We start from the raw sequence: 26,388 nt of genomic DNA, 5'->3' as shown, positions 1-26,388 counted from the left end.
ATTAGAATGACACCGAGTAGCCGACCGATATCCGACGACCTTCATCAGCGACGCGTACCGCATCGTTGGTCAATTCGTTGTAGCGTACGCTGCTGGCCGCACTGTTTTCTTGCTGGCGGTCGAACAGATTGGTCACCCCGAATGTTACACGACCCGCGCCAAGCGGATAAGAGCCACCAACGTTGACGCTGAACATGTCCTCAAGCTGCGGATGTCCGGGGCGATCGCGCTCGGCAGAAAAGACAACTTCGCCAGACAGGTTCAGCCCATTCGCAAAGGACCGATCGGTGTATAACGTGGCGGTAAATGGGGAGGGAATGCGGTTGTTCGGTAGCCAGGCATCGACGTCGCCATCATTATTACTGTCGAACCTTCCTTCGACGAAGGCAAGTTGGGCGCCGACGCTCCAATCGTCGCGCATGTCATAGTCGAGACTAAATTCCGCGCCCCATATCTCCTCTTTCTGCTGGCTGATCTCACTTGTCGAGGCATCGAAGGTCACACCGTCGTCTGAGGTCGAATAGTAAACAGAGCTATCGATAGATAACCGGTTTGTATCGTACCGCACCCCCAACTCCCAAGTGTCCACGATCTGTGCTTCCGGTTGGATATCGGCAAAGGAAACGGTTGATGACCCGCCTGACGTACCGGCCCGTCGTGTAAATGCACCAACATCCGGCAGGGAAAAGCCTTGGCTGAACCCTCCGTAAATCGAGGTTGTTGGTGACAGCTCGTACACTAGCCCAAGATTGCCGACCACGGCGTCATAATCGAAATCGCCGCCGATCACATCGACCGGCGCAAGTACAACCGGGGCAAAGGATCCTTCTGCTACTTCGAACAAAAACACACCGGTGGGTCGATTGAAATCAGAGATATCGAGCGAGAAACGCTCGGCCCGGAGCCCGGTGCTCAGATTCAGTCGTGGTCCGATCGGAATGTCGGCCTGTGCAAAGATCGCGATACTGTCTTGCTTCATTGGTGCAAGCAGGTCCCGACCATCAAGCGTCTTCTGCTCGACTTCATCCCGGCCAAGGTCGATACCCCATGTGAGTGTTGCATCCGGCGCAAGCCACTCCATCGGCGTGCGCAGCGTGGCAGAGATGCCGTAGGTTGTTGTGAAGAGCTCGCCTTGGGATAGCGGGTCCTGCGTCAGATCGGTGGTGCTGACTGAGTAGTAAAGCTGATTTGCCGGCCCCGGCTCGGATAGCGCTGAGCGGCGTTCGATGTCGGTAGCATATGCGTTGATTTCAAGATCACCCCAGGCTGTGTTGTCATACCGATAGGTGACATTCGCACTTACGCCCCGATCCTCAACCGGTTCCCCAGTGTAACGACGGTCTGAGACGCGCGCGGGGTTGTTATCGTAGTCGGCGAAGTAATCAATCTCTTGTTCCAACTGGTAGGTGTCAAGCCGAACGTCCAGCTCGTGCGGTCCCCGTGACCAGTTTGCAGCCACACCAAAAGAATAGCGCTCGACGTTACTGCCGCCACCCTGCCCGATCAGCGGGTCCGAAGGTATGCGGTTGCCGTCGCCATCGAAAGATGCGCCTGTATCGCTGCGCGAAAGCTCGAACCTTAGACCCAAGTCACCCGCGCGCGTATCATGCGACAGGAAAAGTTCGTTGCCCAAGCTGCCGCCGTCGCTCTGCCCGGACAGGCGGGTTTCAACAGTTGTCCGTCGTTCCTCCGCAGGTTTTTTGGTCACGATGTTGATGATACCGCCGGTGGCCCCATTGCCAAAACGCGCGGTTGAACCTTTGATGATTTCTATTCGTTCGATGGAGTTCGGATCCAGAACGGAAAGCTCCCGATCAAAACCACGCAATTCCGACGTCCGCGCCACGCCGTCGATCAGGATTTGTGTCGTCCTACCCCGCAAGGTTTGGCTCGCCCCGCCAATGGTACCATTGGCAGGTGCGAGACCCGGCACCAAGTCTGATAGGGCCCGCGAGAGTGTTTGCCCACGGCGGACCCGCTCAATGATTTGTTCGCCATCGACAACTTGCACAGTGCCCGGAATTGAACTTTCGGTTGCGCCGGTCCGTACTGCCTGAATCACGATTTCGCCCAATTCGACGGGTTCTTCCTCTTCCTGTGCAAACAGGGCAGTACCGATAAAGAGCGCAATGGCGCTGGTACCGGCGAAAAGGCGGGTCAAGATCATCAAGAAGTCTCCGTAGCGGTATTAAGGTGGATGGTGCGGACGCGGGCAGGCAGCAGAAGCAGCGCAATCCAGCCCGCGATCCCAGACAACAGCGCAGCAGAGAGAAAGACGGGCCCGTATCCCATCGTCTCTGCCAACTGCCCGGCGACGATGCCACCGATCATGTACATCAGCAGTGTCGCACTCGTAAGCAATGTGAAGTCTGTGGCCGCTTGTCTGAGCGACGCAAATCGCATGAACGCGGTGAACAATCCCACGATCTCAATGTAACGCAAGAAAGTGTCAAAGACCGACAAGAGGATGAGCATCCACCGGGTGATGCCCATTGTGGCCGCAACGTAGAAAGCGCCAAATGCCAAGGTGCGGCCGCAGATCAAGAGGATAAGAAAAGGCAGCAAACCCCAAAGCCGGATCAACCACGCAGCGACAAATGCGCCAAACAGGCCGACGGCGGCGGCCGAGCCACCTGATATCGCGCCAACCTCTGCCAAGGTGAAACCCTGATCGACAAGGAACGGCTGTTCCAATGCTTTCACCAGCCCTTCAGGTAGGCGGATGATCAGCGCAAAGGCAAGCATTGCCCATGCACCTTCAACGCTCAGGAAGCGCAACAGCCCTGGCCGACCCCGATCAGCGGGAAGGGTCCGTTGGCCTGTCCCTTCGGGCAGCCTCAGGAACGGCAGAACCAAGAAACAGGTCAGCGCGGCCATGACCCACAACGTCTGCGACCAACCCAACAGATCGTACAATATGAGTGTGCCCGATCCTCCGATCACCACACCTAGGGCAACGGCCCCGCCTTGTAGCGCGTTGCCGCCAGGCTGGTCATCCGGCGGAAGGTGCTCCACCGCCCAGCCATCTGACGCGATATCCTGCGTGGCCGACGACAGCGACATTGCCATCAGGATTGGAAAGAAAATCGCCGCATCCTTGACGGGATCAAACATGGACAGCGCCAGGATGCCGCCAAGCGTCACGAGCAGACATCCCACAACAATCGCTTTTCGCCCGACCTTTGGGTCATGGCAGTACCGATCAACCCAAGGGGCCCAGAGCACCTTTAGAACCCACGGAGCCAGCAAAATTCCCAAACCGCCGATCACATCCAACCCCACGCCATTGGCGCGCAGGATTGGTGGCAACGCGGCTGCCACGAGATAAAGCGGCACAGCCTGCGCCAAATATAGCCCCAGCAGGGCAACGGAAATCTTTGAACTGGGAAACACTGGGCGCGCCGGTCCTGTCTTGCAGAATTTCAGGCTCGCATTGTGCTGGCGGGTCCATACATCATGGTCATTGTCCAAACACAAGTGTTTCTGTCAGGAAATCAACCTGACTGTGCCTTAAGCACAGGGGTGAGCAATAGAGGATACCTCGCAGCCCCTCTTTGCAGAACAGCCTGATGGGTTCTGCTGCCGTGACGCATGCAGAGGCGGATGAGCGCACATCGCCTTGCAAACTCGGCGAAGTTGCGCCGGTTCCGGCACAGGAAATTGATGGTGGCCCATGCAGGCCTATACATACGGACAACAACTTATCACCCGAACCAAAACACCTTAACGCGGTGAGGCTTTTTGCATGAAATCGATCAATACTTCATCTTCCCAAACGGCGGCATATGGCCAGGGGAGGCGGCACACCCTGTTCCCGCAGCCCTCGCGTCGTGCTGTTCTTGGCGGATCAGCTGCCTTTCTGACGTTAAGCCTTTGGGACGGGATACAATCAGGCGCGGCAGGTTCAACAGAGCCTGTGACATTTGAAAAACTGATCGACAAAGCTCGCGATGCTGCGACCCAACCATTTGAGCCAGTCCACATCCCTGCGCCCGAGCTTATTGAGAAGGTAAACTACAGCGCCCACTGGCAGATCCAGTTTCGAGAGGACGCAACGCTTTACGTCGGAAGAAACAAGGCACCTGTTCAGCTTTTCCACCCGGGCCGCTACTTTCCTGAACCGGTTCGGATTTATATACGGGACGAAGCGGGTACAGCACACGAAGTGCCTTTCATCCGCGATTTTTTCTCGATGCCCGAAGACAATCCCGCGCTCGACCTCCCCGAAGGCTTTGGTTTTGCAGGCTTCAGAGTCATGCGGCCGGGCCTCGAACCCGACTGGATATCCTTTCTCGGCGCGTCGTATTTTCGGACAGATGGACCCGAAGCACAATACGGGCTGTCAACGCGCGGCATCGCGATCAACACCGGGTTGAATACGCCGGAGGAGTTCCCTCGGTTCACTGCATTCTGGCTTGGCCCACCTGAACAAGATGACGAAGAGCTGTCCATTTGGGCCGAGCTGGACGGCCCCTCGATTACGGGCGCCTATCGGTTCGGCGTTGTCCGTAACGCGGCCTATGGTGGGCATTTGACACGCATTTCTGCGCATCTTTTCTTGCGCGAGGGGATTGAACGGTTGGGCGTCGCGCCACTCACCAGCATGTATTGGTATTCAGAGCGCGACCGCGCCGGAGGCGAGGACTGGCGTCCGGAAATTCATGATAGCGATGGCCTTGCCATGGCAGCCGGAAGCGGCGAACGGCTTTGGCGACCACTGAGTAATCCTTCAAGTGTTACGACATCAAGCTTCATGGATGAAAACCCTGCAGGCTTCGGACTGATCCAACGCGACCGCACGTTTGAAAACTACCAGGACGATGGCGTTTTTTACAATCGACGCCCGTCCGCCTGGGTCAGGCCAATTGGAGATTGGGGACCCGGACAAGTGCAACTTGTGCTGATCCCAACAGAAGACGAAACTTTTGACAACGTCGTCTCTTACTGGGTGCCAGACAGCGCAACCGACAAGGGTGCTGCCTTCCAATTTGACTACGAGATCGAATGGCGCGCACGTGATCCCTTGCCGGAATCTGTTGCCTGGGTCGTAGCGACGCGGCAGGGTCAGGGCGGTGTACCCGGCGACCCACTGCCAGAGGGCGTTGGCAAGATGGTGATCGATTTCGAAGGGCCGTCTTTGAACGGGCTAAATCGCGATAGTGGTGTTGTACCAGTCATCGATGCTGTGAATGGTCGTATCCTCGAACCAATTGATGCGTACCCCGTCGTGGGAACCGATCATTGGCGGCTGACCTTCGATTTCGAACAAACCGGCCCGGAACCCGTAAGTCTGCGTGCTTATCTGCAACTTAGGGACCGCGCGTTGACTGAAACCTGGTTGACGGATGCGTGGGTAGAACTCGGGCAGGGGTAAGCCCTGTCATGCGTTCTGGCGGTATGCTCCAGCCGACTAGCTGTTTTGGGGACCGACAGGATTAATGTCTGTCTTGTTCGCCGGTCGACGCTCGTAAAGGAACCAGGCTTCGCTCGTCTTCGTCAGTTCAAAGTGCTTCTCGAGGTATGGACCGTAGATTTGCTGCATCTTCTCGGTCGTTCCTTCTGCGACGGGCTGCTTGGGGATCATGACGACCTCCACACCACCCAGCATCTCTTCAGCAGGAAGATGGACCTCGAGATCGAAGTTTCGGTTGTCATGCATCCAGGCATTGCCCCCTTCTTGCGGCGGCAATCCTGCAAGCGAAGCGAAAGGGCTGACAAAGTCCATGACCAGCACGCGTGATGGCGACCTATCAAGCGAGGCAAGCAACGCGCTGCCGCTTTCCAAGGTCTGTCCGTAGCCGCTGTAAAACTCGAACTGCCCCTTGTTGAGGATGTTGACGATCCGCAAGCCTTGGCCGTTGGGTGTTTCAAGCGCGACGCCCGCCCGTGTAGCGGCAACCGTCGCGTGAACGCCGACAGCGGCTGCGGAGGAGAGCGCTATGGGTAGCAGCAGGATTACGACCACAAGCGGCGCGCCGCGGACAACAGTTTGTAGCGTTGGGGAGGCCGTCTGTTGATGACGTGACAGTATCTCTGCCGCGACGGCGGCACCTGCCAGCATGCTCACAATCCCGATCATCTGAAAGTTTTGGTTGAGCAGCGCGAAGCCTGCCGCACCGCAAAACCCATAGAACAGAAAATCTGTTACGCGTGGCCGCTGCCAAAGTGCTAAACCCGCAACCAGGGCGAAAACCACGTATTCACCGGAAGTGAGAAGGAAGGATCGCGCATAAATGTAAGGTTCGATGACACCGCTGACTTTCGTGGCTTCGACCAGATCAGAAATATGCATCCATGTGCCACCCCAGAAAGCCTCGACCACAAGTCCGATGATCCCGCATAGGGCAATTGCTCCAGCCGCCCAACGGCGCTGCCCAGATTGCAGCATCATCAGGATAAGGAACCCAAAGGCAACGACCCCGTAAGTCATCTTGGTGTAGGCCAGTAGCATCGTTAGCGTCGCCGCCGCGGCGGCATCCAACCACCCTTGCCACCGCACGGGGCGTTCAGGCTGCAGATGCATCACCAGCAAAATGCCCAGCAGCGCCCAACCAATGCGATTGTAGAACATGGCGAACGAGATCTTTGCAGGTATCTCGCCCGTGTTCATCGGTGTGGCGAGCAACAGCATCAGGAAGATGGCGAGCGGCACACCGATGAGCGGGCGCATTCGCGTCCCCAAAACATGGACCATGATCGGCGCGGTCACCACCATCAGCGCCGCCATACCCAGGGGCATCGCCATGCCAAGCTCTCCAGTCAGCCAGTAGCCAAACCCCGGCAGGTAGTAGTTCAGCGGCCCCAATGCCGTGTGAAAATCCTGATTTGGCACCTGGCCATGAACCACCCGATAGGCACCGTCCAGGAAAATCAGGATGTCATTGAAGTACATGGACGTAGCGGTCACCCCAGGCAGAACCAGAAGGGCTGCACAGATCGCCGTTGTTGCCCATATCGCCAAGGCGATAGGCGAGAGAAGACTGTTTACCCGTGACACGCGCGACACCTCAAAGCTTCAGCTTCTTGAATATTGCTTCAGGAATGGACCGGATGATGAACATGATCAGGCGCCAGACGCGCAACACATAGATGACGTCAGCCGTCCGCGTCTGAAGCCCAGCGATACGCTCGGCAACAGCATCCGGTTCGGCAGTCAGCGGCCCGATAAGATCAATACCTGCGGTCATGCTTGTGCGCACGAAACCGGGTTTGACGGTAACCACCTGCACATCTGTGCCTGCGAGCCGGTTGCGCAATCCCGAGAGATAGGTGGAAAAACCGGCTTTTCCCGCGCCATAGACATAGTTCGAAGCGCGCCCCCGATCACCGGCAACCGAGCTGACTCCAACGATCAGCCCGCGCCCACGCGCAGCGAAACGCGCGGCCACCATCTCAAGCAGCAGGGCGGGACCCTCGAAATTGGTGCGCATCACTTTTGTCGCGTGTTCCACATCCTCCTGCGCATGTTGCTGATCGCCCAGCATTCCGACAACACACACCACGGTGTCCGGCAATGCATCAAGCTGATCCAGAAACGTTTCGAACCGCGCGGTGTCCAGGATATCGAGCGGGCGTACAGTGACCTCGTGTGCCCCCGTCCGTGTCCGGATATCGGCTGCGTTGCGCTCTGCGCTTTCGACGTCACGCGCAGCGAGCGTGATCTTCCAGCCCATCGCGGCATAGGCCGCTGCCACCGCCCGACCGATGTCGGAGGTGCCGCCAACCAAAAGCAGACTTTTCTGCGAGGGCTCTTGATCGGTATCGCTCATATTCCCAGCCTCTCAGACAGTTTCGAGGCCATCTGGCCTGTTGCCCCAATCTCGTTCCGAAGTCGTCGGAACTGATCAAGTTGCGGATAACCTGCAACAAAGGTCTCCGGCGACTGGGTCGCATCCTTTGCCAGATACATCCGCCCACCCGCTTCCACGACCAGCGCATCAATCTCGGCCAGCAATGGCATCAGTTTATCGCTCAGCGGTATGTCGAGGGCGAGTGTCAGACCCTCCATCGGAAAGGACATCAACCCAGACCCCGACGCTAGACGCTTGAGGACAGCCAGAAACGAACCTGCGCCGTGGCTAGAAATACGTTCAAGTATCTCGGACACCACACTTTCAGCCTTGGCATCTGGGATGACGCATTGATGCTGCACAAAGCCACGCCGCCCATAGATACGGTTCCAGTTCGCAACACCGTCGAGTGGAAAGAAGTACGCGTCCCAAGGCACGAGCACCGTCCGGTCAGCCTTTCGAGCACCGTTCCTGTAGTAAAGCTCGTTGAATGCCTTGACCGTCGTCGCATTCAACATCCAGCCGGGCATGTCGGTCGGAACCCCGATCCTACCATTCCGTGCGTGCGGAAAAGGAACATCTCCCCACGGCAGTTGGTCTTTCCTGGCGTGCTCGCCTTCCAGAACCAGTGACCGCCCCAGTGAGGCGCCGCGGGCCAGCACATCAATCCAAGCCACGGTGTAGGTCGCGCTTGCGGTCTGGCGCAGCAAGGCAACTGCCTCGCTCAGATTGCGCGCGACATGCGTGTTTTGGCGGATCCAGCCAGTTTCGACCTGCTTCAAACGAAACCCAGCGGACAGGATTGTTCCAGTCAGTCCCATACCGCCAATAGTGGCGGTGAAAAGCTCCGCGTTTTCATTCCGACTGCAATGGACAACCCGGTGATCTGGCAGTGCCAGCGTCAGCCATTCGACGTGATCGCCAAAGGTGCCATCGTTGTGCTGGTTCTTTCCATGCACATCCGACGCGATCATGCCCCCAACCGTGACAAAGCGGGTGCCGGGGACACAGCATGGAAAATAGCGGCGCGGCAGAAAGGTCGCGATAATGTCCGCCAAAGACACACCCGCCTCGGTTGTCAACAATCCCGTGTCAGGATCGAACCCCTGCATCCGGTTCAGTCCCGTCGCATCAAGAGTGTTGTTGCGGCCGATGGCAGCGTCCCCGTATGACCGCCCAAGGCCCCTTGCAATTACGCCCGGCAGGGCTGCAGTCGCCTCGGCAGCCGGGCGGATGTCAAACGCCGCATTAAGCGGTCCCGACACGCGGGGATATCGGCCCCAACCGCTCAAGTCTTTCAAACGGTGCTCTCCCTGAAGACATGGCGCCGATCAAGCCAGAACTTGAGAATGTACCCTATACTGAGGCCAAGAACCGCACCAAGATACTTGGCGAAATCCGTCTGCCAGATGGCATGAAACCCAAGTTCGAATGCCCAGAAGATCAGAGTTGTCAAAACGCTGAACAGACCGGAGAGGGTGATGCGCTGCGCTTCGCCAAAGGGCGTCGTGTAACGTTCGCGGAACGTCCAAGTCTTGTCGACAACGTACTTTATGAAAAAGCCGACCAGCGTTCCGACAACGATCGACACCATCAGGTGTGCATCCGGCACGCCGCGCACAGTCATCTCTTGGGCAAGGAGGTTCGCCAGCACCGACAGGACTGCGGTTGCCACATAGCGCCCAACTGGGTGACCTTCTGACAGAAATCTTAGCATGACCTGCCCGTCAGATTGCCGATACGAACACCGCGAGCATCGCCAGGCCGCTTAGCCTGCTCATCGGGTCCTTGATGGCGAAGACGACCGGATCGTCCTGCATCTGCCGCCGCTGCGCCAGGATGAGTGCCCGGCCGATCCAATAAGTCATGATCGGACACGCCAGCAGGAGAATCTCGGGATTGCTGTAAAGTCTGGTGACAGAACTGCCGGATACATAAAGCGCAAGAACAGTCACGGCATTGAAGCCGGCGGCTGCGGATAGGGCCGCAAGCATTCCGAGGTCCACATTTTCATAGTCCCGGTTGTCTGGCGACGCTCGATCCGCATCTGCACAGGCGGTTAGCTCTACGAACCGCTTCATCAGCGCCAACGACACGAAGATCGAAAGCGCAAACACCATCAGCCAGGAAGACAGCACCACACCTATTGCCACTGCACCCCCCAACAGGCGGATCGTATAAAGACCTGCCAGCGTCAGCACGTCGACGAGCAGGATCTTCTTGAGGAAAAATGAGTATGCCGTCGTCATCGCAAAATAGATGGCCAGGACCAAAGCAAATGCCGGTGACAGTGAAAGCGCCGTCACCGTTGCGAGGACTAGTAGGACCGGCACGACAAGCATTGCATGGATCAGTGAAATGTCGCCTCGCGCCAGCGGACGTTCCTTCTTGGTCCGGTGTGCGCGGTCGTCCTGCAGGTCGACCAAATCATTCAGAATGTAGCAGGCCGACGCCGCAAGGCAGAACGCCACAGCCGCGACCATCGTGATAAACAGGTTTTCAAAACTGAGCGCATGCGCTGCGATCATTGGTACAAACACAAGGGCGTTCTTGGCATATTGATGGACACGGAATTGTCGTGCCCAATCGCTCAATGTCGACCGATTGTGTTCAACAAACTGCGCATGCGGGGCCATTTCACGCAGACGCGTTGCGACACGTTGGGTTGTCCGAATGGCAATTGGCTGGCGCGCATGTTCCCAGACGGGCAAATCGGCAGCACCGTTGCCGACGTAGTCAAAACCCTTGCTTCCAAACTCTTTCACAAGGCGTTCCGCCTTGGCCCTGCCAGACAGATTTACCGACGAAGTCGTTGCAAAATAGCCTGAGAAAATACCCAGATGATTTGCAACTGCCTTTACCATGTCCTCGTGCGAACCCGACGCCAGATAGACGGAACGGCCCGCAAGGTGCGCAAGACGGATCATCGACAGGATCGTCTTGTCATAAGGCAGAGTTTCAGGTGCACAATCAGCGCCCGCGCACAGGAAGTGTTTCAATGCGGCTCTTCCATCACTGAGCGACTGAAGCATACCAACGATCGCACCAGGATTGCGTCCCAACCGGCGAAACGTGGTCTCAACCAGCAAATCTGAGCGTAGCAAGGTGCCATCAAGATCGACCACCAACGGTGTGTCGATGGCTGTTTCCAGATCGGGCAAGCTTACATAGGCCTCGACCCGATCCCGCGCCAACGCATCGCGTTGACCTTCGTGCAGTTGCTGCAAGTCAGAGTTGGACATGCTATCGACGTGGTTCTTGACCGACATGCGTAAATCTCTCTCTGGTTGTTCCCGTTACGAGGCCTGTATTCAGCGATCGATGTGGTGACGGCACATTCAGGTTCCTTTTCAGCATTGCGCCGTGCGTCTGACCGCCCAACCCTTCAAAAGCCTCATATGAATAGGTCACAGTCGGCAGCTGATTGGCTGGTTGAAGCAGCGTGGGTACAAAAGCAAAAAGGTTGCAAACCCGATGGCAGAGCAACTTTGGCATCGGCAGGGATGCGCCCAATTGAGAGGGGTATCGGCGGCGGAAGGCCGGGAAATGGGCTGCAAATATGATGACCCACGCCGAACAGATTGCCTACATTGTAAACTAAAACGTATCTAAAACACCGTGTCTTAGGAATCATTCTTCGGAATGGTGACAAGCCCTGCGGTATGAAATCTGTCGCTCAGCGGTGCCGGCCTCAAACTGCGGAAAGCGTATTGAGGATGTGATCCGAAGGCACAAACCGCCGTTACATTGTGAACGGTTGGGAGGAGTATGATGAGAACAGGAAACGGACAAAGTTTCGGTCTTGCAGCACGATGGGTTATGGTCGCCCTTGGCCTTCTGTCGATTTGCGCAGGGGCGTTCTTGCTGCTTTCAAAGCTGAACCTGGACAGCGTTGTGCGTGACAGCATCAATCACGAGCTTGGGCGTCTCGCCAGTTCCGATTTGATGCTGCATGAATCCTCCGAAGTCTCGATACGCCCCGACTTCCGAGTTGTCGTTGCGGACCCGGTCTTCACAGTTGACCAGGCCAGTATGGCTGAAGGATTCCTGACCTCAGGTCGGCTTGATGCAACGCTCAGGGTCGCGCCACTGCTTGCGGGGCGCGGAGAAGTCGCAAGCCTGCACTTGCACCGTCCGCACATCTCGTTGGATCAGGACGGCTTGGCAAACTCTTTGTGGTCAGAATTCGCGTTTGCAGAAAGGGATGCCAGTGAAACGCCTGCCAATATCGTTGTAACTGATGGCGTTCTGGATTTTGCTGGCAACACCAGCATCTCCGGCCTGAACCTTTCGGTCATGCAACGGGGCACATCCGAAGGAATTGCGATCAACGGCGATTTCATTGCTGGGTCCCACCGTACCTTCATGGACTTGCGGGTTGATGATCCGCACGCCTTTTTCTCAGAAGGCGGAAGCGAGGGGGCGCTGTCTTTGAGCTTTGACGCGGTGGCCGCCAATGAGGACAACAACCCATCAGATGACACAACCGACAACAGCCTATTCGCAGATCTGCTGCCTGGTCTAAGTAGTTTGAATATCTTTGGGCCGGGCCCCCTGTTGATCGACGGGCATTTTGCCGTGACGCCCACGACAATCCGCCTCTCCAATGCCACGTTTTCAAAGGCTGGTATCACGCTTGAGGGAGATCTGACTCTGCGCACGACGTCAGACACCATGATCATCCCAGGACTGCAAACACTGCAGGTTTCGGCAGATGCTGCCATTTCCGACGCGATCAAGAAGGTCGGTGAAGGGAATTGGACTACTGTGCCAATCACAACCCATTGGCTTAGGGGATTTGAAATCGATTTTGATTTGAAAGGTCAGGACATTGCATTCGGTGGCGCTGCATTTGATACGGTCAGCGTGTCGTTGGTCTCACGCAACGAAAACATGTCTTTGGACATGGTAGCGCAAGGTGAGACATTGGGCCGGATTGAAGCAAGCGCTGAAATCGATGGGGCTGCGGCCCTGTCTATGTCTGCCAAAATTTCCGATGCGTCCGTTTACGAAATCATGCAACCGATATCTCGCAAGATGCAGAAACGTCTGATTGGCACACCCCAGTTGCCCGAGGGCATACTCAATGCAGATCTGCAACTTGCCGGGCGCGGTCAAACGCTTGGTGAAGTCTTTGAAAGCATGGCTGGTTCTGTCACGGCCTCAATGCAGGATGGCAGCCTCACAGGGGCCGATGTGACCGCAACGCTTGAGACGCTGGCAAACGGCCGCCAGTTCATGACCAAGGAAAAGGGTCCGCTCATCCCAGCTGCTGGTCGTACGCAGTTCGATTTTATCGATAGCCAAGTTGGAATCGAAGCGGGCACAGCGCGCATTTCGCGGTTAAACATTGCAGGTGACCGGCTTGAAATCGACATGCTGGGCGAAGTCGGCCTTAAAAGTGGCGCAGTGTATGTCATGGGAAATGCCCAACTGTCGGCCGCACAAACGACAGAGACCGAGCAGGTCGCAAAAAATGTCGATTTGCCCTTTGGAATCGGAGGGACGCTCTTTTCACCCATGGTCGCAGCGGGCGTACCGCAGCTTGAGATCGCCGCAACACCTGGGCGACCCGGCAACACCATTCAGAGATAGGTTAAAGTATTCCAATGCTCCAAGGCGATTGACCGTCGATACGGCAGCCTAACGCGGCATGCGAAACGAGAGAAGATGCCCACCACCACCCAAACACACGATCGACCCGCCTACCAAAGCCCATGGCTGGCGATCACGATTTTTCTGGTCTGGTTGACCTATTACGCTAGCCTGCTCTTTCCCGGCCTCGGCGGGATGCTGAATGCGGGTGACTCTGCAAAGTTCCAGACCCTCGGTCATACCTCAATTCTTGTCCATGGGCCCGGATATCCGTTCGTTCTGCTGATTGGGACGATCGTGCGCGCGCTCGATCTTCCGTTCGAACCCTGGCGCGTCATGACCATAGCCCTTGCATCTTTGCCCGGCGCGCTTGCAGTCACTATGGCGTTCCTGATCGTGGGAAGGCTGACCCGTAGCGTACTTTTTGGCGCGGCAGCCGCATTTCTTCTGGGCAGCGCCGGTCTAATGGCCGTGCAATCGACTGAGGCCGAGGTCTATCCCCTCGCTTTGGCGTTCATTCTTTCCGTCGTGTTTGCGCTGATCCTCTTCGTCGAGACCAAGCAAACATACTATTTCATTCTCGCCTGCGCGATCTACGCGCTGTCTTTCGGCAATCATCTCATGATGGTCATGCTGGCACCGGTCGGCCTGCTGGTGATGGCCACACACCACCGCATTCTTCTGCGCCCGCGTGTTCTGCTTGCTGTTCTTGGGTTACTTGCCGTTGGGGCCAGCCAGTATCTCTATCTCGCATGGGTCACACACGCCCCAACCACAGCGTACTCCGAATACTTGCCTCTGCCGCCGACAACGTCCGAACTGATCGACTACATTGCGGGCACCTATTTCGGTGATCTCTATGGCTCCGGCCTCAAATCGCTGCAAACCGCATCGGTCTTGTTTGGCACGCTCAGCCAAGCTCATCCAATGATTTCATTGCCCATTATAGCGCTTGGTCTTTTGGCGTTCGGTATCGGCTGGCGCCAGCGCAACGCCGATTGGGCAGGTATCGCGCTCTTGCTTGGTACGGCACTTGCATTTCTGCCCTTCATGATCTGGTACGGAGCTTACGATATCCAAGCGTTTCACCTTCCGGTATTGGGTCCGCTGCTTATCGGTGCGATCGCGGCTATCGGTTGGTGGCTGAAAGGTTGGCCAAGACTGCAACCCTGGTTCGGTGTGCTCCTTTTGGCCATTGGTTTTCTCCGTGCAGGGGAAATGGCCTTGTACCTCAGCGCGCGTGAACCGGATTACGCCGATTTGGTCGATACGTTGGGCATCGTGATGGCACAGTCCCCCGTGGATAATCCTGTTGTGTCGATGTCCTATGAGCTGAGGATGGCCACGCTCTACCACGAGCTTCTGGGTGAGGTGCCGCAACCGGCGACCTACCGCGTCACGTGGCGGACAGAGGAGGCGATACCTGAACTCGGCCCTGTTGGAGGTGTCGTCATCCCGACCGATGGGGAACAGATGTTACGCTGGATCGAACACCGCAATCCGCACCTGTCGTGCGTTACGCTGCTGATCAATCAACCGGAGCCCGTAACGTGGCCAGCTTATGGTTTTGTTTGCACCCGCTTGGGAACATCACAAGAGCTGCCAAAGGAATAGGCATCCTTCGCCGATCAGGGTGGAATGACGCTGTATGACGCAGCGTCAAGATTTCTTACATTACGTCATATGAGCGATAATCCGCTTGATCTGTTGACAGGCGCAACGCACGTATGTGCGACGGGTTCTTTACTGATTCTCATGCAGTGCCCGAGACGTTCCGACTACAACCGTGTTCCGGCCATAGAAGGTACTCTTATATGCGCATATCCTCAGCCCTGTTTGGTGTATCGCTTTCAGCTTTCATCTTCTCCTGTTCTGGTCAGTTGCCTATGGCAATTGCTGATGTAGAAAGTACTGACACTGTGGATGTGATGGCCTTGTCGGACTTTGGACAACAGAGCGATATGCTGGAAACATCGATCCCAGGCGCACTGCGCATCATGGAAACCGAAATCGTGAACCAGCTGACGGGGTCCGGATCCCAAAACGCCACAGACACGCGCTGGAACGTGCATGGCACAGACCTGGGCCACATGTTTACCCACAAGGGCGAACTCTACATGGTGTTCGGTGACACGTACGGACCAGATGGCGGCGATTGGCGCAGCAATACCATAGCACGCATCGCCGATCCTGACCCGGCCAACGGCTTTTCGATCTCTTCCATGATCGAAAGTGCGACAGGAGCGGCCAAGGAAATCATCCGCTCGGCGAAAATACCCGGCTTGGAATGGACCGTCATTCCAACAAACGGCATCTCGCTTGGGGAACGGATGGTCCTTCACTACATGTCTGTGCGCATGTGGGGCGCTGATGACAAATGGTATGTCCGCCGTTCCGGCCTCGCCTATTCCGATGACGACGGTCAGAACTGGACAAGATCGGAAACCGCGATGTGGCCTGCAGGCACGGGCTTTGAGCAAGTGGCCTATGTCGAACACGACGGGATAATCTACGTTTTTGGTATTCCGCAGGGGCGGTTCGGAGGTGTACGGCTTGGCCGTGTTACCCCACAGGACGTATTTGACCCAAGAGCGTATATGTATTGGGACGGCCAGGGATGGTCCACCAACATTCATAACGCCAAAGCGGTGGTTCCAGCACCTGCAGGCGAATTGTCCGTCGCATGGAGCAACGTGCACCAATCCTGGCTGATGATGTATCTTGAGCCTGTCGAAAAAGCGGTCATTCTGCGCAGCGCACCAACAATGACCGGCCCATGGAGCGCGCCCCAAATCGTCGCGCATGCCGATGAATATCCAGGTCTCTACGCTCCTTATATCGTACCGGGACTGGAAATCGACGACGCGGTCTATTTCACCATGTCGCGCTGGAAGCCTGTCTACAACGTCTTCCTGATGAAGGGCAAAATCGAAGCTCTGGGCGTAGACATGGCGGCGGTCGAAGCAAGTGAACCCGAGATCGAACTGGAAACGGCTCGCGAATAGCCAGCGACCATAGCGACTCCTATTCAGGCGACGCCGGTACCTCCAAACCCGGAACAGTCAAATCTACTTGATCAAAGGCGGCGTTTCACACTCGACCGCCTTGGAACGCTCAAACGGGCGAAAATGCTCCGTCTGGATTGAGTGATCTGGCAGGCTTTCGCCGCTTTCCGCCCCATACCTTGCTGCTGCATCGGCAACTCACAACTGTGTTGCGAAAAGAGCAAAAGCGATCATGTCGACCTGTCTGATTGTCCCGGTCGCATTTGGTCGTGTTAAGTGAGGATTTCGTTATGAAGCGCGACACATGGGTTTCGGGTGTGACCCACTCACCCACATTACTGATCATCGCATTGGTTGTGATGCCCGCCACTGCACAGGCCTATGTTGGGCCGGGTGCTGGTCTTACCGCCATTGGCACGATGATTGCACTCTTGGCTGCGCTCGTGCTCGCTATCGTCGGATTCGTCTGGTACCCGGTCAAAAGAATGCTGCGCGCGCGGAAAGCCAAGGCAGATATCCAGACCCCCCGTGAGAATGAAAGTTGAGCGTCGCCGCCCTTGTTCTGGGCCTTTTCGCATTTATCGCTGTCCTGCGGATTCTTGATGCGCAACGGGTCGCTGGTGGCATCATAGACACAACCCAGCAAGCGTTGTCGGTCATGATGAACAGCGACATCGCCGATGAGGACAAAGAGGCACAGGTACAGCGTGCATCCATCAAGCTGTTGGGTGGGTTCTTCTGGATCACTGCCATAGGTGCTGCATCACTAGGCGCGTCAGCATTCATCGTATGGGGCGGCGCGGCATTTGGCTTCTATACTGTCGACCATGCAATTGCGGTAGCGCTCGGCTGGCCTTTTATCCTTGGCTCTACTGCGGCCGCCATCGCGCTCTGGATCGCGCTGGAAAAACTGCAAAAAACAACCCCTGAAGCCAACGCACCTGCCGAAGTACCGTACAGCCCGCTCGACAAGGCGCTGCACGACTTCGCCTTTGCATCGCCCGAGAGGCAAATCCGATTGGGTGCTTTGGAAACCAAGCTTTACGGTCGGCGCATTCGTACGGAAACATCCAAAAAACCTGTCTTCATAACATCTCTGCCGCGTGCCGGTACGACGATTATGCTCGAAGGTCTTGCCAGTCTTCCGCACTTTGCTTCGGCCACCTACCAACACATGCCGTTCACTCTGTCCCCCCTCCTATGGGGCCGGTTTTCTCGCAAGTTTCGTAAGGCTGGGGACAAAAGCGAGCGGGCGCACGGGGACGGCATCGAAGTAGGTTTGGACAGCCCCGAAGCGTTTGAGGAAATGCTCTGGATGGCCTTTTGGCCCGAACATTTCGCCAACAATCACATCACACCCTGGACAGCGGAAGATAAAAAGCCAGAGTTTGAAGCCTTCTTTCGCACCCACATGGCCAAGATTGTTGCAACGAAGCCCGGCGCCACGCGCTACATCTCAAAAAACAACGCGAACATCGCACGTTTGGCCCTTCTCGAACGCCTCTTTCCAGACGCGTCGATCGTGGTTCCAATCCGCAATCCACGCGCACAAGTCAGGTCACTTCTAAGGCAGCACCTGCGCTTTGCCGATTTGCACGCCCGCGAACCCTTCGCACGCCGATACATGGAAGGGATTGGGCATTTCGAATTTGGCGCGGCACTGCGCCCAATAGAGTTCAGCACCCTGCGAACAGGTTTACCAACCCCAGAACAAGTAGACTTCTGGTTGCGGTACTGGATTGACGCATATCAACATGTGCTCTCCACAGCGGGGCCGCGTACAGTTTTTGTCGATCACGATGCACTTTGCACCGAACCCAACTTGCTTTTGCCCGAACTCGCTGCGGCAATCGAGCTCGACGATCAAGACAGCATCTCGGCCGTGGCCGACATCTTGCGCGCACCCCGAGTTGCCCCTCTCTCTCTGGTGCGTCACCCAGCCTGCTGCAACGCGCCGACATTCTACATGCGGAACTGTGCAGCCAGGCAATTGGCCGCACGCTTTCGCCGACTGGAAAGGTCATGAAATGAAATTGCCATCATCTGACAGCTTTGCCCGAGGTTTTTTCATCGTCTCGCTTGCTTTGATTGCCATGGTGTATGGCATTGTCTCGTCTTGGTGGGGTTGGTTTCCTGCCCCGCAGATCGGTGAAGCACATCGCACGTATCTGGACGTGTCGCGCAATTGGCGCAACGATATCGGGCTTGAACCGACACGTCATCTGGTCGCCCCAAACGATCAGGGTGCGGCTACCCTTGATCGTGGCTACGAGCGTCGACCCGGGACAGAGCGCGCGCCGGGTTACGTCCTGATTGCAGGGCTCAGCGATGATCAGGACACATCAGCTTTTGCTGTCCGCATGATGGATGAAAATGGTGATGAGATTCACCGTTGGCCGATAAACTACGAAAACTTTGATCCTGAGACGCCGCCCCAAAACGTCATGCTTCACGGGATGGAGGTGTTCGAGGATGGCTCTCTCGTCGTGACCTTCGACGTGGGCAATGCCATCGCGCGTGTCGACCAATGCGGGCAAACCATGTGGAGTGCGCGCGGTGGCTTTCACCATTCCATCACCCGTGACGGTGCCGGGGGCATCTGGACGTGGTACGGTGAAGACATGGTGCGCTTGGATGAGGAAACAGGCGAAAAGACCTTTTCGCTGAATCTGCGCAATGACATCATCGCAGCAAAGGGCGGCGATCAGCGTGGCATCTTTGACATTCGCGTGCGTATGCCGGGTGATGCAGCTGAGCAAATCACCTATCTTGATGACCCGTTTCATCCCAACGATGTCGAGATGTTGCGCCCAGAGCTGGCCGATGTATTTCCCATGTTCGAAGCTGGCGATCTGATGTTCAGCCTGCGTGAACCAAACCTTGTTGCAGTGGTCGATCCGCAAACAGGGGTGCTGAAATGGTGGCAGCACGGACCCTGGTTCAAACAACACGACCCGGACTTCGAACCTGATGGCACGATCACTGTTTTCGACAATGCCACAGGCGCGATGCGCTCTCGCATTCTCCGGATAGACCCCCGTGACAACAGCATCTCAGTTGACTTCGAAGGGACGGAAGCCGAGCCATTCTATACATGGCGGCGCGGTAAGCACCAAACGCTTCCGAACGGAAACCTGTTGCTGACCGAAGCTGAACATGGGCGTCTTCTGGAAGTATCATCATCAGGAGATGTCGTCTGGACTCATGACATGGTGTGGGATGCCGAAAGCAACCTCATCGTGACCGAAGCGCGCCATGTCTCTGAATCCTTCTTCACCGGCGGCATTCCATCTTGCAACAATGTGGTCGCTTCACGTTAGCGCCTGTGGTCGCGAAGCGGCGGGCTTTGAGTTTGTAAGGCTCGAAAACCGGGCCTGGCTTCTGGTTGCAAAGATCACAAGGTCTGTGCCGTACCGAATTTAAAGGACATACATGTTACTCCGCGGCTTCGATTGGAATGCGGTGGAGATCGCTCAACCCACCGGTGCCACCCACCTGTCCAACTGCCGCAGCACCGCAGCGAACACCGGTAGACAATGCCCGGGGCACCCCAACACCGGACAACCACGCGACCAGAAAACCGCCATTGAAAGCATCACCTGCACCAGTTGTATCAACCACCTTGACCGGCAGGGCCGGGCAATGATGCACATCGCCCTCACTCTCGGCGCGCGCACCCCGCGCCCCATCTTTCACGACGGTAAGGGGCGCCGCATTGGCAGGAAGGCCACTGTCTACGAGGGCAGCGTGTTCAGACGCATTGGGCAAGAACAGGTCAACCTCGGAGATAAGGCGCGCCATATCAGCACCCTGATGGACCAAGGCGTCATCCCAACCACAATCAAGCGATACCGTCATTTGACGCGCACGCGCACGCTCGACAAGATCGGGATGCTCGACCAGTGTCCGCAGTTCTCCGATATGCAGATGGCACCAATCTCGGGGCCACTGGGTATCAGGTAACGCCAGTCCGCTTGCATGCGTCAGGAAGGCGCGGTCGTTGCCGAGCACGGACGCAACCGTAATCTGTGGTGATTGCCCGGCAGGCGCAGTAACACAAAGGGTGGCATCGATCCCAGCCACCGAAATGTCCCGCAGAACGGTGTCTGTAAAAGGTGTGCCCGGCATAGTAGCACATAGCCCTGCGCGACCTCCCAACGCCTGAATTGCAGCCGCTGTAATGAAAGCGCCGCCGCCCGCGTGCAGACTGAGGCCCGAGGCAAACACTTCTTCGCCAAGATGCGGCAAATGTGGCAGATCGGTAAAGATCAGGTCGCAATAAAGCCGCCCCGCGCAAAGGATGCTGGGAAGTGTCCCGCCCGTCACGTCACAACCGCCCCACTGTCGGCGTCAAAGACATGTACGTTGGCGGGATCCGCCGACAGCGTGACACGGGCGCCCACTTCGGGCGGGCTGCGACCGTCGGCCTTGGCAATCACTTCGCCCGTGTCGGTCGTCACATATATCAACGTTTCAGCACCAAGTGGCTCTCGCACCGCAACATGTCCGGTAACAACTGTCTGTCCAGTTCCCTGCAATGTCAGATCATCCGGGCGGACTCCTAAAAGGATGGGACGGCTTGTTGTGCTGGTATGGGCGGTGCCCACGGATTGTCCGGACGCGAGCCGAACGCTCCCACCGTTTAACGTGCCGGGCAGCATGTTCATCGAAGGCGCGCCAATGAACTGCGCAACAAAGGTGTTGGCAGGGGAATGGTATACTTCGGAGGGTGTGCCGACCTGCTGGATGTGACCGTCTTTCATGATCACGATCCGGTCCGCCATGGTCATTGCCTCGACCTGATCATGGGTGACGAAAATGATCGTGTTGCCGACCCGCTGGTGCAGCTTCTTGATCTCCAGCCGCATCTGAGTGCGCAGCTGCGCATCCAGATTGGACAACGGTTCGTCAAAGAGGAACACCGCAGGATCACGCACCATGGCTCTGCCGATAGCAACCCGCTGGCGTTGTCCGCCTGAAAGTTGTGCAGGCTTGCGATCCAACAAGTGGGTCATATCAAGGATACCCGCCACTTCGGCAATCCGCGCCTCCTTGTCAGGTCTGGCCATGCGTGAGGACCGCAAACCAAAGGCGATGTTCTTCTTCACCGACATATGCGGATAGATCGCGTAGTTCTGAAAAACCATCGCGATGTCGCGCTCTTTGGGTTCAAGGTGGTTCACGACACGGTCACCGATCACAACCTCACCGGAAGTGACCTCCTCCAACCCCGCGATCATGCGTAGAGTGGTGGACTTGCCGCAGCCCGAGGGACCGACAAAGACCACGAATTCACCATCCGCCACATCAAGGTTGATGCCGTGCAGAACTTCGGTCTGGGCATAGGCCTTGGTAAGCGCGCGCAGGGACAGATTGGCCATGGATCAGGTCTCCTGGAGGACAGCAAAGCTGTGGTCAAGCATGGCGCATGCAGCAACATGGCGGTCTGCGCGGACCGTAGCGCGTTCGATCAGACGATGCAGGTTTGCATGATAGATAGAAAACGCAGCTTCCAGAGCCGCAGGCGCAGGACCACCGGGGCGATCGCGGACAGCAACAAAGTGTTCAGCCGAAGTGACAGTTGCGAACCGCTCCTCTGACAGTGCTGTGTTTCTGCCAGTCTCGGCCTCGAAAGCCTCTGCGAAGGCCAGAAACCCGCGACCAAGGGGCTCGCCTGATGCAATCACTGCACGGGCGGTTTCTGCGGCAACCTCATGGGCCTGGCGAAATGTCAGTCCTTCGTCTCGCACCAACGTGTCGGCCAGTTCGGTGATGGTGATACACGCCGCTTCGGTGTTCCGGGCCACGTTGACATCATTGATTTTGCAGGCAGGCAGGAATGCTCCAAGCAGGCGCAGCATTCGTCCGCCGCTGTCAAACGCGGCAAACCCCGCCTGCTGCACCTCGCCCTCGCTATCATTCATGTCTGTAAAGGGGGTGTTGTGCATTGTGTTCACCACCATGTCACAGCGCCCCGCGGTGACACTTGCAAGGTGTCGCATATGCTCGATGGGAACCGGATTTCGCTTTTGTGGCATGATGGACGAAATCTGCACAAGGGCATTTGGCACGTATAGCTGCCCAACTTCGAACGACGCCCAGACACCCATATCCTGCACCACGCGCCCCAAATGGACGAAGGGCAGTTTCAGCGCGGAGTACAGGCCGGTCACATAATCGACAGAAGCGATGCAACCATAAGCATTCAGAAGCGGCCCTTCGAACCCCAGAAGTTCCGCCACCCTGCCCCGATCGATAGGAAAACCACTGGTGGTAATCGCGGCGGCTCCCATTGGGCAATGCTCAAGGCCATCAGCTGCCGCATCCAGCCGCTCCATATCGCGCAGCAACACCTCGATCACGGCCGACAGGTAGTGGCCGAATGTCGTCGGTTGCGCGGGTTGGCCATGGGTGTAGGCAACGATTAACGTCTCCTTCTCCAGCTCGGCCTTCTCCAAAAATGCTTGTGTGAGGTCTGCGAGCAGCTTCAATATGCCCTGCACGCGCACCCGCAACTCCAGCTTGAACACCGTGTGATCCATGTCGTTGCGGGAGCGCGCGGTGTGCAGTGCGCCGCCCAAATCGCCGAGCTTCGCACGCAAAGCCGCCTCAACAACAAAAAAGTAGTCTTCGTGCTCACCCGTGTAGGTCAGCGCCGCGATATCGGTCTCATCTTCGATGTCTTGCAACGCGCGCGCCAGCGCACGTGTGTCCGCTGATCCAAGGATGCCAGTTTCGGCCAACATCACCAGATGGGCGCGGTTGATCTGCGCCATGCCATGGGCGAAGTGAGTTTTGACGCCTTCGAACAATGGCTCCAACACCGTGTCGCGGTAGGTCGGGTCTGGGAAAGTGGTCTGGTCGGTCATCGTCTCGGACCTCTGGTCGGTGTCTGGCATGTCATCACCCTTTCAGCCCCGCCATCACCACCCCACGGATGATGAAGCGCTGGAAGACAAGGAAGACAACAAGCGTTGGAATGGTCGAGATGGCCGCACCCGTCATGATCAACTCCCACGCCACGTCCGCCTCGTCCCCAAAGCCAGACAGGCCCACGGGGATCGTATACATCTCGACCGAGTTCGTAACGATCAGAGGCCAGAGGAACGCTGTCCAGTTGCCAAGAAATACAAAGATCGCAAGGGCGGCCAATGCCGGTTTGACAAGTGGCATGGCAACCGTCCACCAAATCTGCAACTCGTTCAGCCCATCGATGCGGGCCGCTTCGATAAAGTCATCCGGCACGCTTTCAAAGAACTGCTTCATCAGGAAAGTGCCGAAGGCTGTCATCAGACCAGGAAACATGATGCCCCAGTAGCTGTCCAGCCAGCCCAGACTCTGGCTCATGAGGTACCACGGGATCACCAGCATCTCGGTGGGGATCATCAGCGTGGACAGGATCGCGATGAAGACAATCTGGCGACCGGGGAACCGGAACTTGCAAAGCGTGTAGCCAACCAGACTGTCAAACAGCAGGTTCGAGATGGTTGTGATCGTCGCAATGATGATCGAATTGATGAACCACCAATAGAACCGTCCATCCTCGAGGACGAAGGTGTAGTTCTCAAGCGTCGGCTCTTTGGGGATCAGATTGACGTTATAGACTTCATGCGGCCATTTCAGAGAGGTCGAGATCATGTAGGCGATGGGCATCACCATTAGCACCCCGCCGATAAACAGCAGCAACCAGCGAATGATCTGCCCCATATTGCGCGGCTTGGTGACCGCGGAGCGGTCCAGCGTGGCGGAGGAGGCGCGGATGTCGGTTGCGGTCATGCTCAGTCGCTCCGCAAAAGCCAAAGCTGCGCCAACGACACGAGCAGAAGGATCAGGAACAGCACGACGGTTTGCGCCGCCGCATAACCCATGTTGAAACCGTTGAACGCGGTGTCATAGATCATCAGAACCAGCGGCTTGGTCGAATTCAACGGCCCGCCCGGGTTGTTCGTGGTCATGTTGAACACATGATCGAAGATGCGCAGGAACCCGATGGACGAAAAGACGACGATGAACACGATAGTGGGACGCAACAGCGGGATCGTGATCTGCGTCAGGACGGTCCACCAACCAACACCATCTATCTTTGCCGCCTCGTAATAGCTTTGCGGAATCGCACGCAGACCGGCCATGAAGATAATCACCTGGAACCCCAGACCGGCCCAAACTGCCGGCGCCAGAACTGCGGGCAGCGCATTGGTGGTGGAGTTCAGGAAAGCGATCTGCCGGATGCCGACAGAGGCCAGCAGGTTGTTGAACAAACCAATAGGTACGTCCTGATAAAACCAGCGCCAGACCCAGGCCATAGCCACGGCCGATGTCATGAAGGGCAGGAAATACAGCATCCGCAGAAAACCGTGCATGAAGCGCAGTTTGTCGAGGTGGTAGGCAATGACAAAGCTCACCACCAACGACAGCGGCGTGCCGATCAGCAGGTATTCGAAAGTGTTGACAAAGACCTTCCAGAAAACAGGATCATTCAGAAGCTCGACATAATTCACCCACCCGATCCAGGTACGGTCCCCGAGCAGGTTCCACTCCTGAAAGGAAATGACGAAGGCCGTGCCGGTCGGATAAAACCGGATGATCCCATAAAAAAGAACAGGCAGAGCAAGAAATGCCCACGCCCAGACGATCTGTTTCTGCTTGATCGAGAGGTTGGAATACAGCCGCATCGGATGTCCCGAAAATGAGGATGCAGGCCGCCACAGGAGACAGAAACGGGCGATCTGCTGGGGGGAGCGTCGTTACTTGTAGTAGTCGTCAAGTATCTTTTGCTCGGCCTCCGCAGCGATGGCGAGGCTCTCGGCGGCACTCATCCCTTCAAGGGTCATCCGCTCGACCATCTCGACCATCAGCTGACGCTGACCGCTTTCGTTGGCAAACTTGGTGGTGTTGGCATAGGCCAAACCGCGGATGAAGGGGCCGTAGGTCTCGTTGTTCGCATTGGCCTCGGTCAGACCAACCGACGGTTTGGCGGGCAGCTCACCCACCACATCCAACCAGATCTGCATCGCTTCGTCCGAGGTGACGTATTCCATGAATTTCACCGCAGCGTCGTACTTCTCGCCTTCCGCCTTGGTCGTGATCGCGTTCACCCAATACGAAGAATAGTTGGACTGCACGCCGTCCGCTGTAGCGGGAAGCTCTGTCACGCCCCATTTCAAACCGCGTGTCTTGTCCAGCGATCCGATGCGGAACGATCCGTCGATATGGAAACCCGCACGGCCCGCTTTGAAGGCAGCCTGCGGTTCATCCATGAACCCAATAGCAGATACGGCATCATCGCCAGTAAACAGGCTCGTATAGAATTCCAGTGCCTCTCGCCCAGCTTCGGTGTTGTAGTTGACCGTCTGGTAATCATCCAAATACGGCTCCCCACCGAATTGGCGGATCAGGCCTTCGCGCCACCAATGGTGGTCCTGCGCTGTCATGCCAGCCGTAATACCAACCTGGGTGATATTTCCCGCGCCATCGCGTTTGGTCATCGCCTTGGCTGCCGCCATCAGTTCATCGAAGTTCGTGGGTGGCTCAACACCGGCATCATCCAGCAACCGTTCATTGTAGAACAGAGCCAGCGACCGCACGGCCGTCGGCAAGGCCCAGTATTGGTCACCTTCCTTCATGGCCTGAACCATAGGAAAGAACTGCTCGTCGATCTGCGCCGTGGGGAAGGTGTCAGCTGGCAAGGGCTGGATCAATTCGGCGGCGACATAGTCATTCAGCCAGCCATAGAACAATTGCACCACATCCGGGCCTTCGCCGGCAGGGATCGCAGCAGCGACCTTGGTGCGGTAGTCGGCATAGGGAAAGTGGGTCATCGTGACGGTGATGTCTGGATTGGCAGCCTCGAATTTCTCGATCAGCTGTTCCATCGCTGCCACGCGGGCATCAAAGAAATACTGCCAGTACTCAATCTCAACCGCTGACGCAGCGGAGCCAAGCAATGCCATCGCGCTGGTCATCCCGGCCAAAGCCATACCTTTCAGATAACGTGTCAT

Annotated in this window: 20 protein-coding genes; 7 read left to right on the top strand and 13 right to left on the bottom strand. The window is 56.8% G+C overall.

Annotated elements, in window-relative coordinates; translation table 11 throughout:
- Nucleotide 1 precedes the first annotated feature (1 nt).
- Both ACZ1HN_RS01755 and ACZ1HN_RS01750 read right to left on the bottom strand, forming a co-directional pair.
- Complete coding sequence (locus ACZ1HN_RS01755; protein WP_472726228.1) at nucleotides 2–2,167, bottom strand: TonB-dependent receptor; 2,166 nt, start codon at nucleotides 2,165–2,167, stop codon at nucleotides 2–4.
- Nucleotides 2,167–3,393: an MFS transporter gene (locus tag ACZ1HN_RS01750; protein ID WP_472726227.1), complete on the bottom strand. Its 1,227-nt coding sequence runs from the start codon at nucleotides 3,391–3,393 to the stop codon at nucleotides 2,167–2,169. The genes ACZ1HN_RS01755 and ACZ1HN_RS01750 overlap by 1 nt, the downstream gene beginning before the upstream one ends.
- A 352-nt stretch (nucleotides 3,394–3,745) precedes the next feature.
- On the opposite strand from ACZ1HN_RS01750, the gene ACZ1HN_RS01745 reads away from it, so the two are divergent.
- Nucleotides 3,746–5,374 (top strand): OpgD/OpgG family glucan biosynthesis protein, encoded by a 1,629-nt coding sequence (locus tag ACZ1HN_RS01745; protein WP_472726226.1) that lies wholly within the window; start codon nucleotides 3,746–3,748, stop codon nucleotides 5,372–5,374.
- 36 nt (nucleotides 5,375–5,410) lie between these two features.
- Here ACZ1HN_RS01745 and ACZ1HN_RS01740 read toward each other — a convergent pair whose 3' ends face one another.
- Genes ACZ1HN_RS01740 through ACZ1HN_RS01720 form a run of 5 tightly spaced genes read right to left on the bottom strand, consistent with a single transcriptional unit; the run spans nucleotide 5,411 to nucleotide 11,059 of the window.
- Nucleotides 5,411–6,997: a hypothetical protein gene (locus tag ACZ1HN_RS01740; protein ID WP_472726225.1), complete on the bottom strand. Its 1,587-nt coding sequence runs from the start codon at nucleotides 6,995–6,997 to the stop codon at nucleotides 5,411–5,413.
- 10 nt (nucleotides 6,998–7,007) lie between these two features.
- On the bottom strand, nucleotides 7,008–7,769 hold the full coding sequence (locus tag ACZ1HN_RS01735; RefSeq protein ID WP_472726224.1) for an SDR family oxidoreductase: 762 nt from the start codon (nucleotides 7,767–7,769) through the stop codon (nucleotides 7,008–7,010).
- A complete protein-coding gene (locus ACZ1HN_RS01730) occupies nucleotides 7,766–9,055 on the bottom strand; it encodes an FAD-binding oxidoreductase (RefSeq protein WP_472726223.1) in 1,290 nt (429 codons plus the stop codon). The genes ACZ1HN_RS01735 and ACZ1HN_RS01730 overlap by 4 nt, the downstream gene beginning before the upstream one ends.
- 32 nt (nucleotides 9,056–9,087) lie before the next feature.
- Nucleotides 9,088–9,507, bottom strand: coding sequence for a GtrA family protein (locus ACZ1HN_RS01725; protein ID WP_472726222.1), 420 nt, complete (start codon nucleotides 9,505–9,507; stop codon nucleotides 9,088–9,090).
- Between the two features lie 10 nt (nucleotides 9,508–9,517).
- Nucleotides 9,518–11,059, bottom strand: a complete 1,542-nt coding sequence (locus tag ACZ1HN_RS01720) for a UbiA family prenyltransferase (RefSeq protein ID WP_472726221.1) — start codon at nucleotides 11,057–11,059, stop codon at nucleotides 9,518–9,520.
- A gap of 550 nt (nucleotides 11,060–11,609) precedes the next feature.
- On the opposite strand from ACZ1HN_RS01720, the gene ACZ1HN_RS01715 reads away from it, so the two are divergent.
- The 6 genes from ACZ1HN_RS01715 to ACZ1HN_RS01690 all read left to right on the top strand — a co-directional run bounded on the left by ACZ1HN_RS01715 (nucleotide 11,610) and on the right by ACZ1HN_RS01690 (nucleotide 19,710).
- Entirely contained in the window at nucleotides 11,610–13,385 is a 1,776-nt protein-coding gene (locus ACZ1HN_RS01715) for an AsmA family protein (protein WP_472726220.1), read from the top strand.
- 75 nt (nucleotides 13,386–13,460) lie between these two features.
- On the top strand, nucleotides 13,461–14,999 hold the full coding sequence (locus ACZ1HN_RS01710) for a protein O-mannosyl-transferase family (protein WP_472726219.1): 1,539 nt from the start codon (nucleotides 13,461–13,463) through the stop codon (nucleotides 14,997–14,999).
- A gap of 200 nt (nucleotides 15,000–15,199) precedes the next feature.
- On the top strand, nucleotides 15,200–16,390 hold the full coding sequence (locus ACZ1HN_RS01705) for a DUF4185 domain-containing protein (RefSeq protein WP_472726218.1): 1,191 nt from the start codon (nucleotides 15,200–15,202) through the stop codon (nucleotides 16,388–16,390).
- 290 nt (nucleotides 16,391–16,680) lie between these two features.
- On the top strand, nucleotides 16,681–16,935 hold the full coding sequence (locus ACZ1HN_RS01700; protein WP_472726217.1) for a hypothetical protein: 255 nt from the start codon (nucleotides 16,681–16,683) through the stop codon (nucleotides 16,933–16,935).
- Nucleotides 16,932–18,416, top strand: coding sequence for a sulfotransferase (locus ACZ1HN_RS01695; RefSeq protein ID WP_472726216.1), 1,485 nt, complete (start codon nucleotides 16,932–16,934; stop codon nucleotides 18,414–18,416). Before ACZ1HN_RS01700 ends, ACZ1HN_RS01695 begins: the two co-directional genes overlap by 4 nt.
- Nucleotide 18,417: 1 nt before the next feature.
- The gene (locus ACZ1HN_RS01690) at nucleotides 18,418–19,710 is read left to right on the top strand and encodes an arylsulfotransferase family protein (RefSeq protein ID WP_472726215.1); all 1,293 of its coding nucleotides are present in this window, start codon (nucleotides 18,418–18,420) and stop codon (nucleotides 19,708–19,710) included.
- A 115-nt stretch (nucleotides 19,711–19,825) separates the two neighbouring features.
- Here ACZ1HN_RS01690 and ACZ1HN_RS01685 read toward each other — a convergent pair whose 3' ends face one another.
- The 6 genes from ACZ1HN_RS01685 to ACZ1HN_RS01660 form a co-directional block, all read right to left on the bottom strand.
- Nucleotides 19,826–20,716, bottom strand: a complete 891-nt coding sequence (locus ACZ1HN_RS01685) for a carbohydrate kinase family protein (RefSeq protein ID WP_472726214.1) — start codon at nucleotides 20,714–20,716, stop codon at nucleotides 19,826–19,828.
- The gene (locus tag ACZ1HN_RS01680) at nucleotides 20,713–21,771 is read right to left on the bottom strand and encodes an ABC transporter ATP-binding protein (protein WP_472726213.1); all 1,059 of its coding nucleotides are present in this window, start codon (nucleotides 21,769–21,771) and stop codon (nucleotides 20,713–20,715) included. The genes ACZ1HN_RS01685 and ACZ1HN_RS01680 overlap by 4 nt, the downstream gene beginning before the upstream one ends.
- A gap of 3 nt (nucleotides 21,772–21,774) precedes the next feature.
- Nucleotides 21,775–23,289, bottom strand: a complete 1,515-nt coding sequence (argH, locus tag ACZ1HN_RS01675; RefSeq protein ID WP_472726212.1) for an argininosuccinate lyase — start codon at nucleotides 23,287–23,289, stop codon at nucleotides 21,775–21,777.
- Between the two features lie 4 nt (nucleotides 23,290–23,293).
- Nucleotides 23,294–24,166 (bottom strand): carbohydrate ABC transporter permease, encoded by an 873-nt coding sequence (locus ACZ1HN_RS01670; RefSeq protein WP_472726211.1) that lies wholly within the window; start codon nucleotides 24,164–24,166, stop codon nucleotides 23,294–23,296.
- A gap of 2 nt (nucleotides 24,167–24,168) precedes the next feature.
- Nucleotides 24,169–25,062, bottom strand: coding sequence for a carbohydrate ABC transporter permease (locus ACZ1HN_RS01665; protein WP_472726210.1), 894 nt, complete (start codon nucleotides 25,060–25,062; stop codon nucleotides 24,169–24,171).
- 72 nt (nucleotides 25,063–25,134) lie between these two features.
- Nucleotides 25,135–26,388: an extracellular solute-binding protein gene (locus tag ACZ1HN_RS01660; RefSeq protein WP_472726209.1), complete on the bottom strand. Its 1,254-nt coding sequence runs from the start codon at nucleotides 26,386–26,388 to the stop codon at nucleotides 25,135–25,137.

The organism is Tateyamaria sp. GN1-10 (assembly GCF_055693845.1).
Note: the sequence above shows the minus strand (reverse complement) of the source record. Positions and strands in the feature narration are given on the sequence as shown.

Excerpts from the sequence above, each read along its gene's own strand:
- ACZ1HN_RS01720 (WP_472726221.1), bottom strand. The coding sequence starts at position 11,059 with ATGTCGGTCAAGAACCACGTCGATAGCATGTCCAACTCTGACTTGCAG.
- ACZ1HN_RS01710 (WP_472726219.1), top strand. The coding sequence starts at position 13,461 with ATGCCCACCACCACCCAAACACACGATCGACCCGCCTACCAAAGCCCA.
- ACZ1HN_RS01755 (WP_472726228.1), bottom strand. The coding sequence starts at position 2,167 with ATGATCTTGACCCGCCTTTTCGCCGGTACCAGCGCCATTGCGCTCTTT.
- ACZ1HN_RS01670 (WP_472726211.1), bottom strand. The coding sequence starts at position 24,166 with ATGACCGCAACCGACATCCGCGCCTCCTCCGCCACGCTGGACCGCTCC.
- ACZ1HN_RS01660 (WP_472726209.1), bottom strand. The coding sequence starts at position 26,388 with ATGACACGTTATCTGAAAGGTATGGCTTTGGCCGGGATGACCAGCGCG.
- ACZ1HN_RS01680 (WP_472726213.1), bottom strand. The coding sequence starts at position 21,771 with ATGGCCAATCTGTCCCTGCGCGCGCTTACCAAGGCCTATGCCCAGACC.
- ACZ1HN_RS01705 (WP_472726218.1), top strand. The coding sequence starts at position 15,200 with ATGCGCATATCCTCAGCCCTGTTTGGTGTATCGCTTTCAGCTTTCATC.
- argH (WP_472726212.1), bottom strand. The coding sequence starts at position 23,289 with ATGCCAGACACCGACCAGAGGTCCGAGACGATGACCGACCAGACCACT.
- ACZ1HN_RS01690 (WP_472726215.1), top strand. The coding sequence starts at position 18,418 with ATGAAATTGCCATCATCTGACAGCTTTGCCCGAGGTTTTTTCATCGTC.
- ACZ1HN_RS01735 (WP_472726224.1), bottom strand. The coding sequence starts at position 7,769 with ATGAGCGATACCGATCAAGAGCCCTCGCAGAAAAGTCTGCTTTTGGTT.
- ACZ1HN_RS01715 (WP_472726220.1), top strand. The coding sequence starts at position 11,610 with ATGGTCGCCCTTGGCCTTCTGTCGATTTGCGCAGGGGCGTTCTTGCTG.
- ACZ1HN_RS01745 (WP_472726226.1), top strand. The coding sequence starts at position 3,746 with ATGAAATCGATCAATACTTCATCTTCCCAAACGGCGGCATATGGCCAG.
- ACZ1HN_RS01725 (WP_472726222.1), bottom strand. The coding sequence starts at position 9,507 with ATGCTAAGATTTCTGTCAGAAGGTCACCCAGTTGGGCGCTATGTGGCA.
- ACZ1HN_RS01700 (WP_472726217.1), top strand. The coding sequence starts at position 16,681 with ATGAAGCGCGACACATGGGTTTCGGGTGTGACCCACTCACCCACATTA.
- ACZ1HN_RS01665 (WP_472726210.1), bottom strand. The coding sequence starts at position 25,062 with ATGCGGCTGTATTCCAACCTCTCGATCAAGCAGAAACAGATCGTCTGG.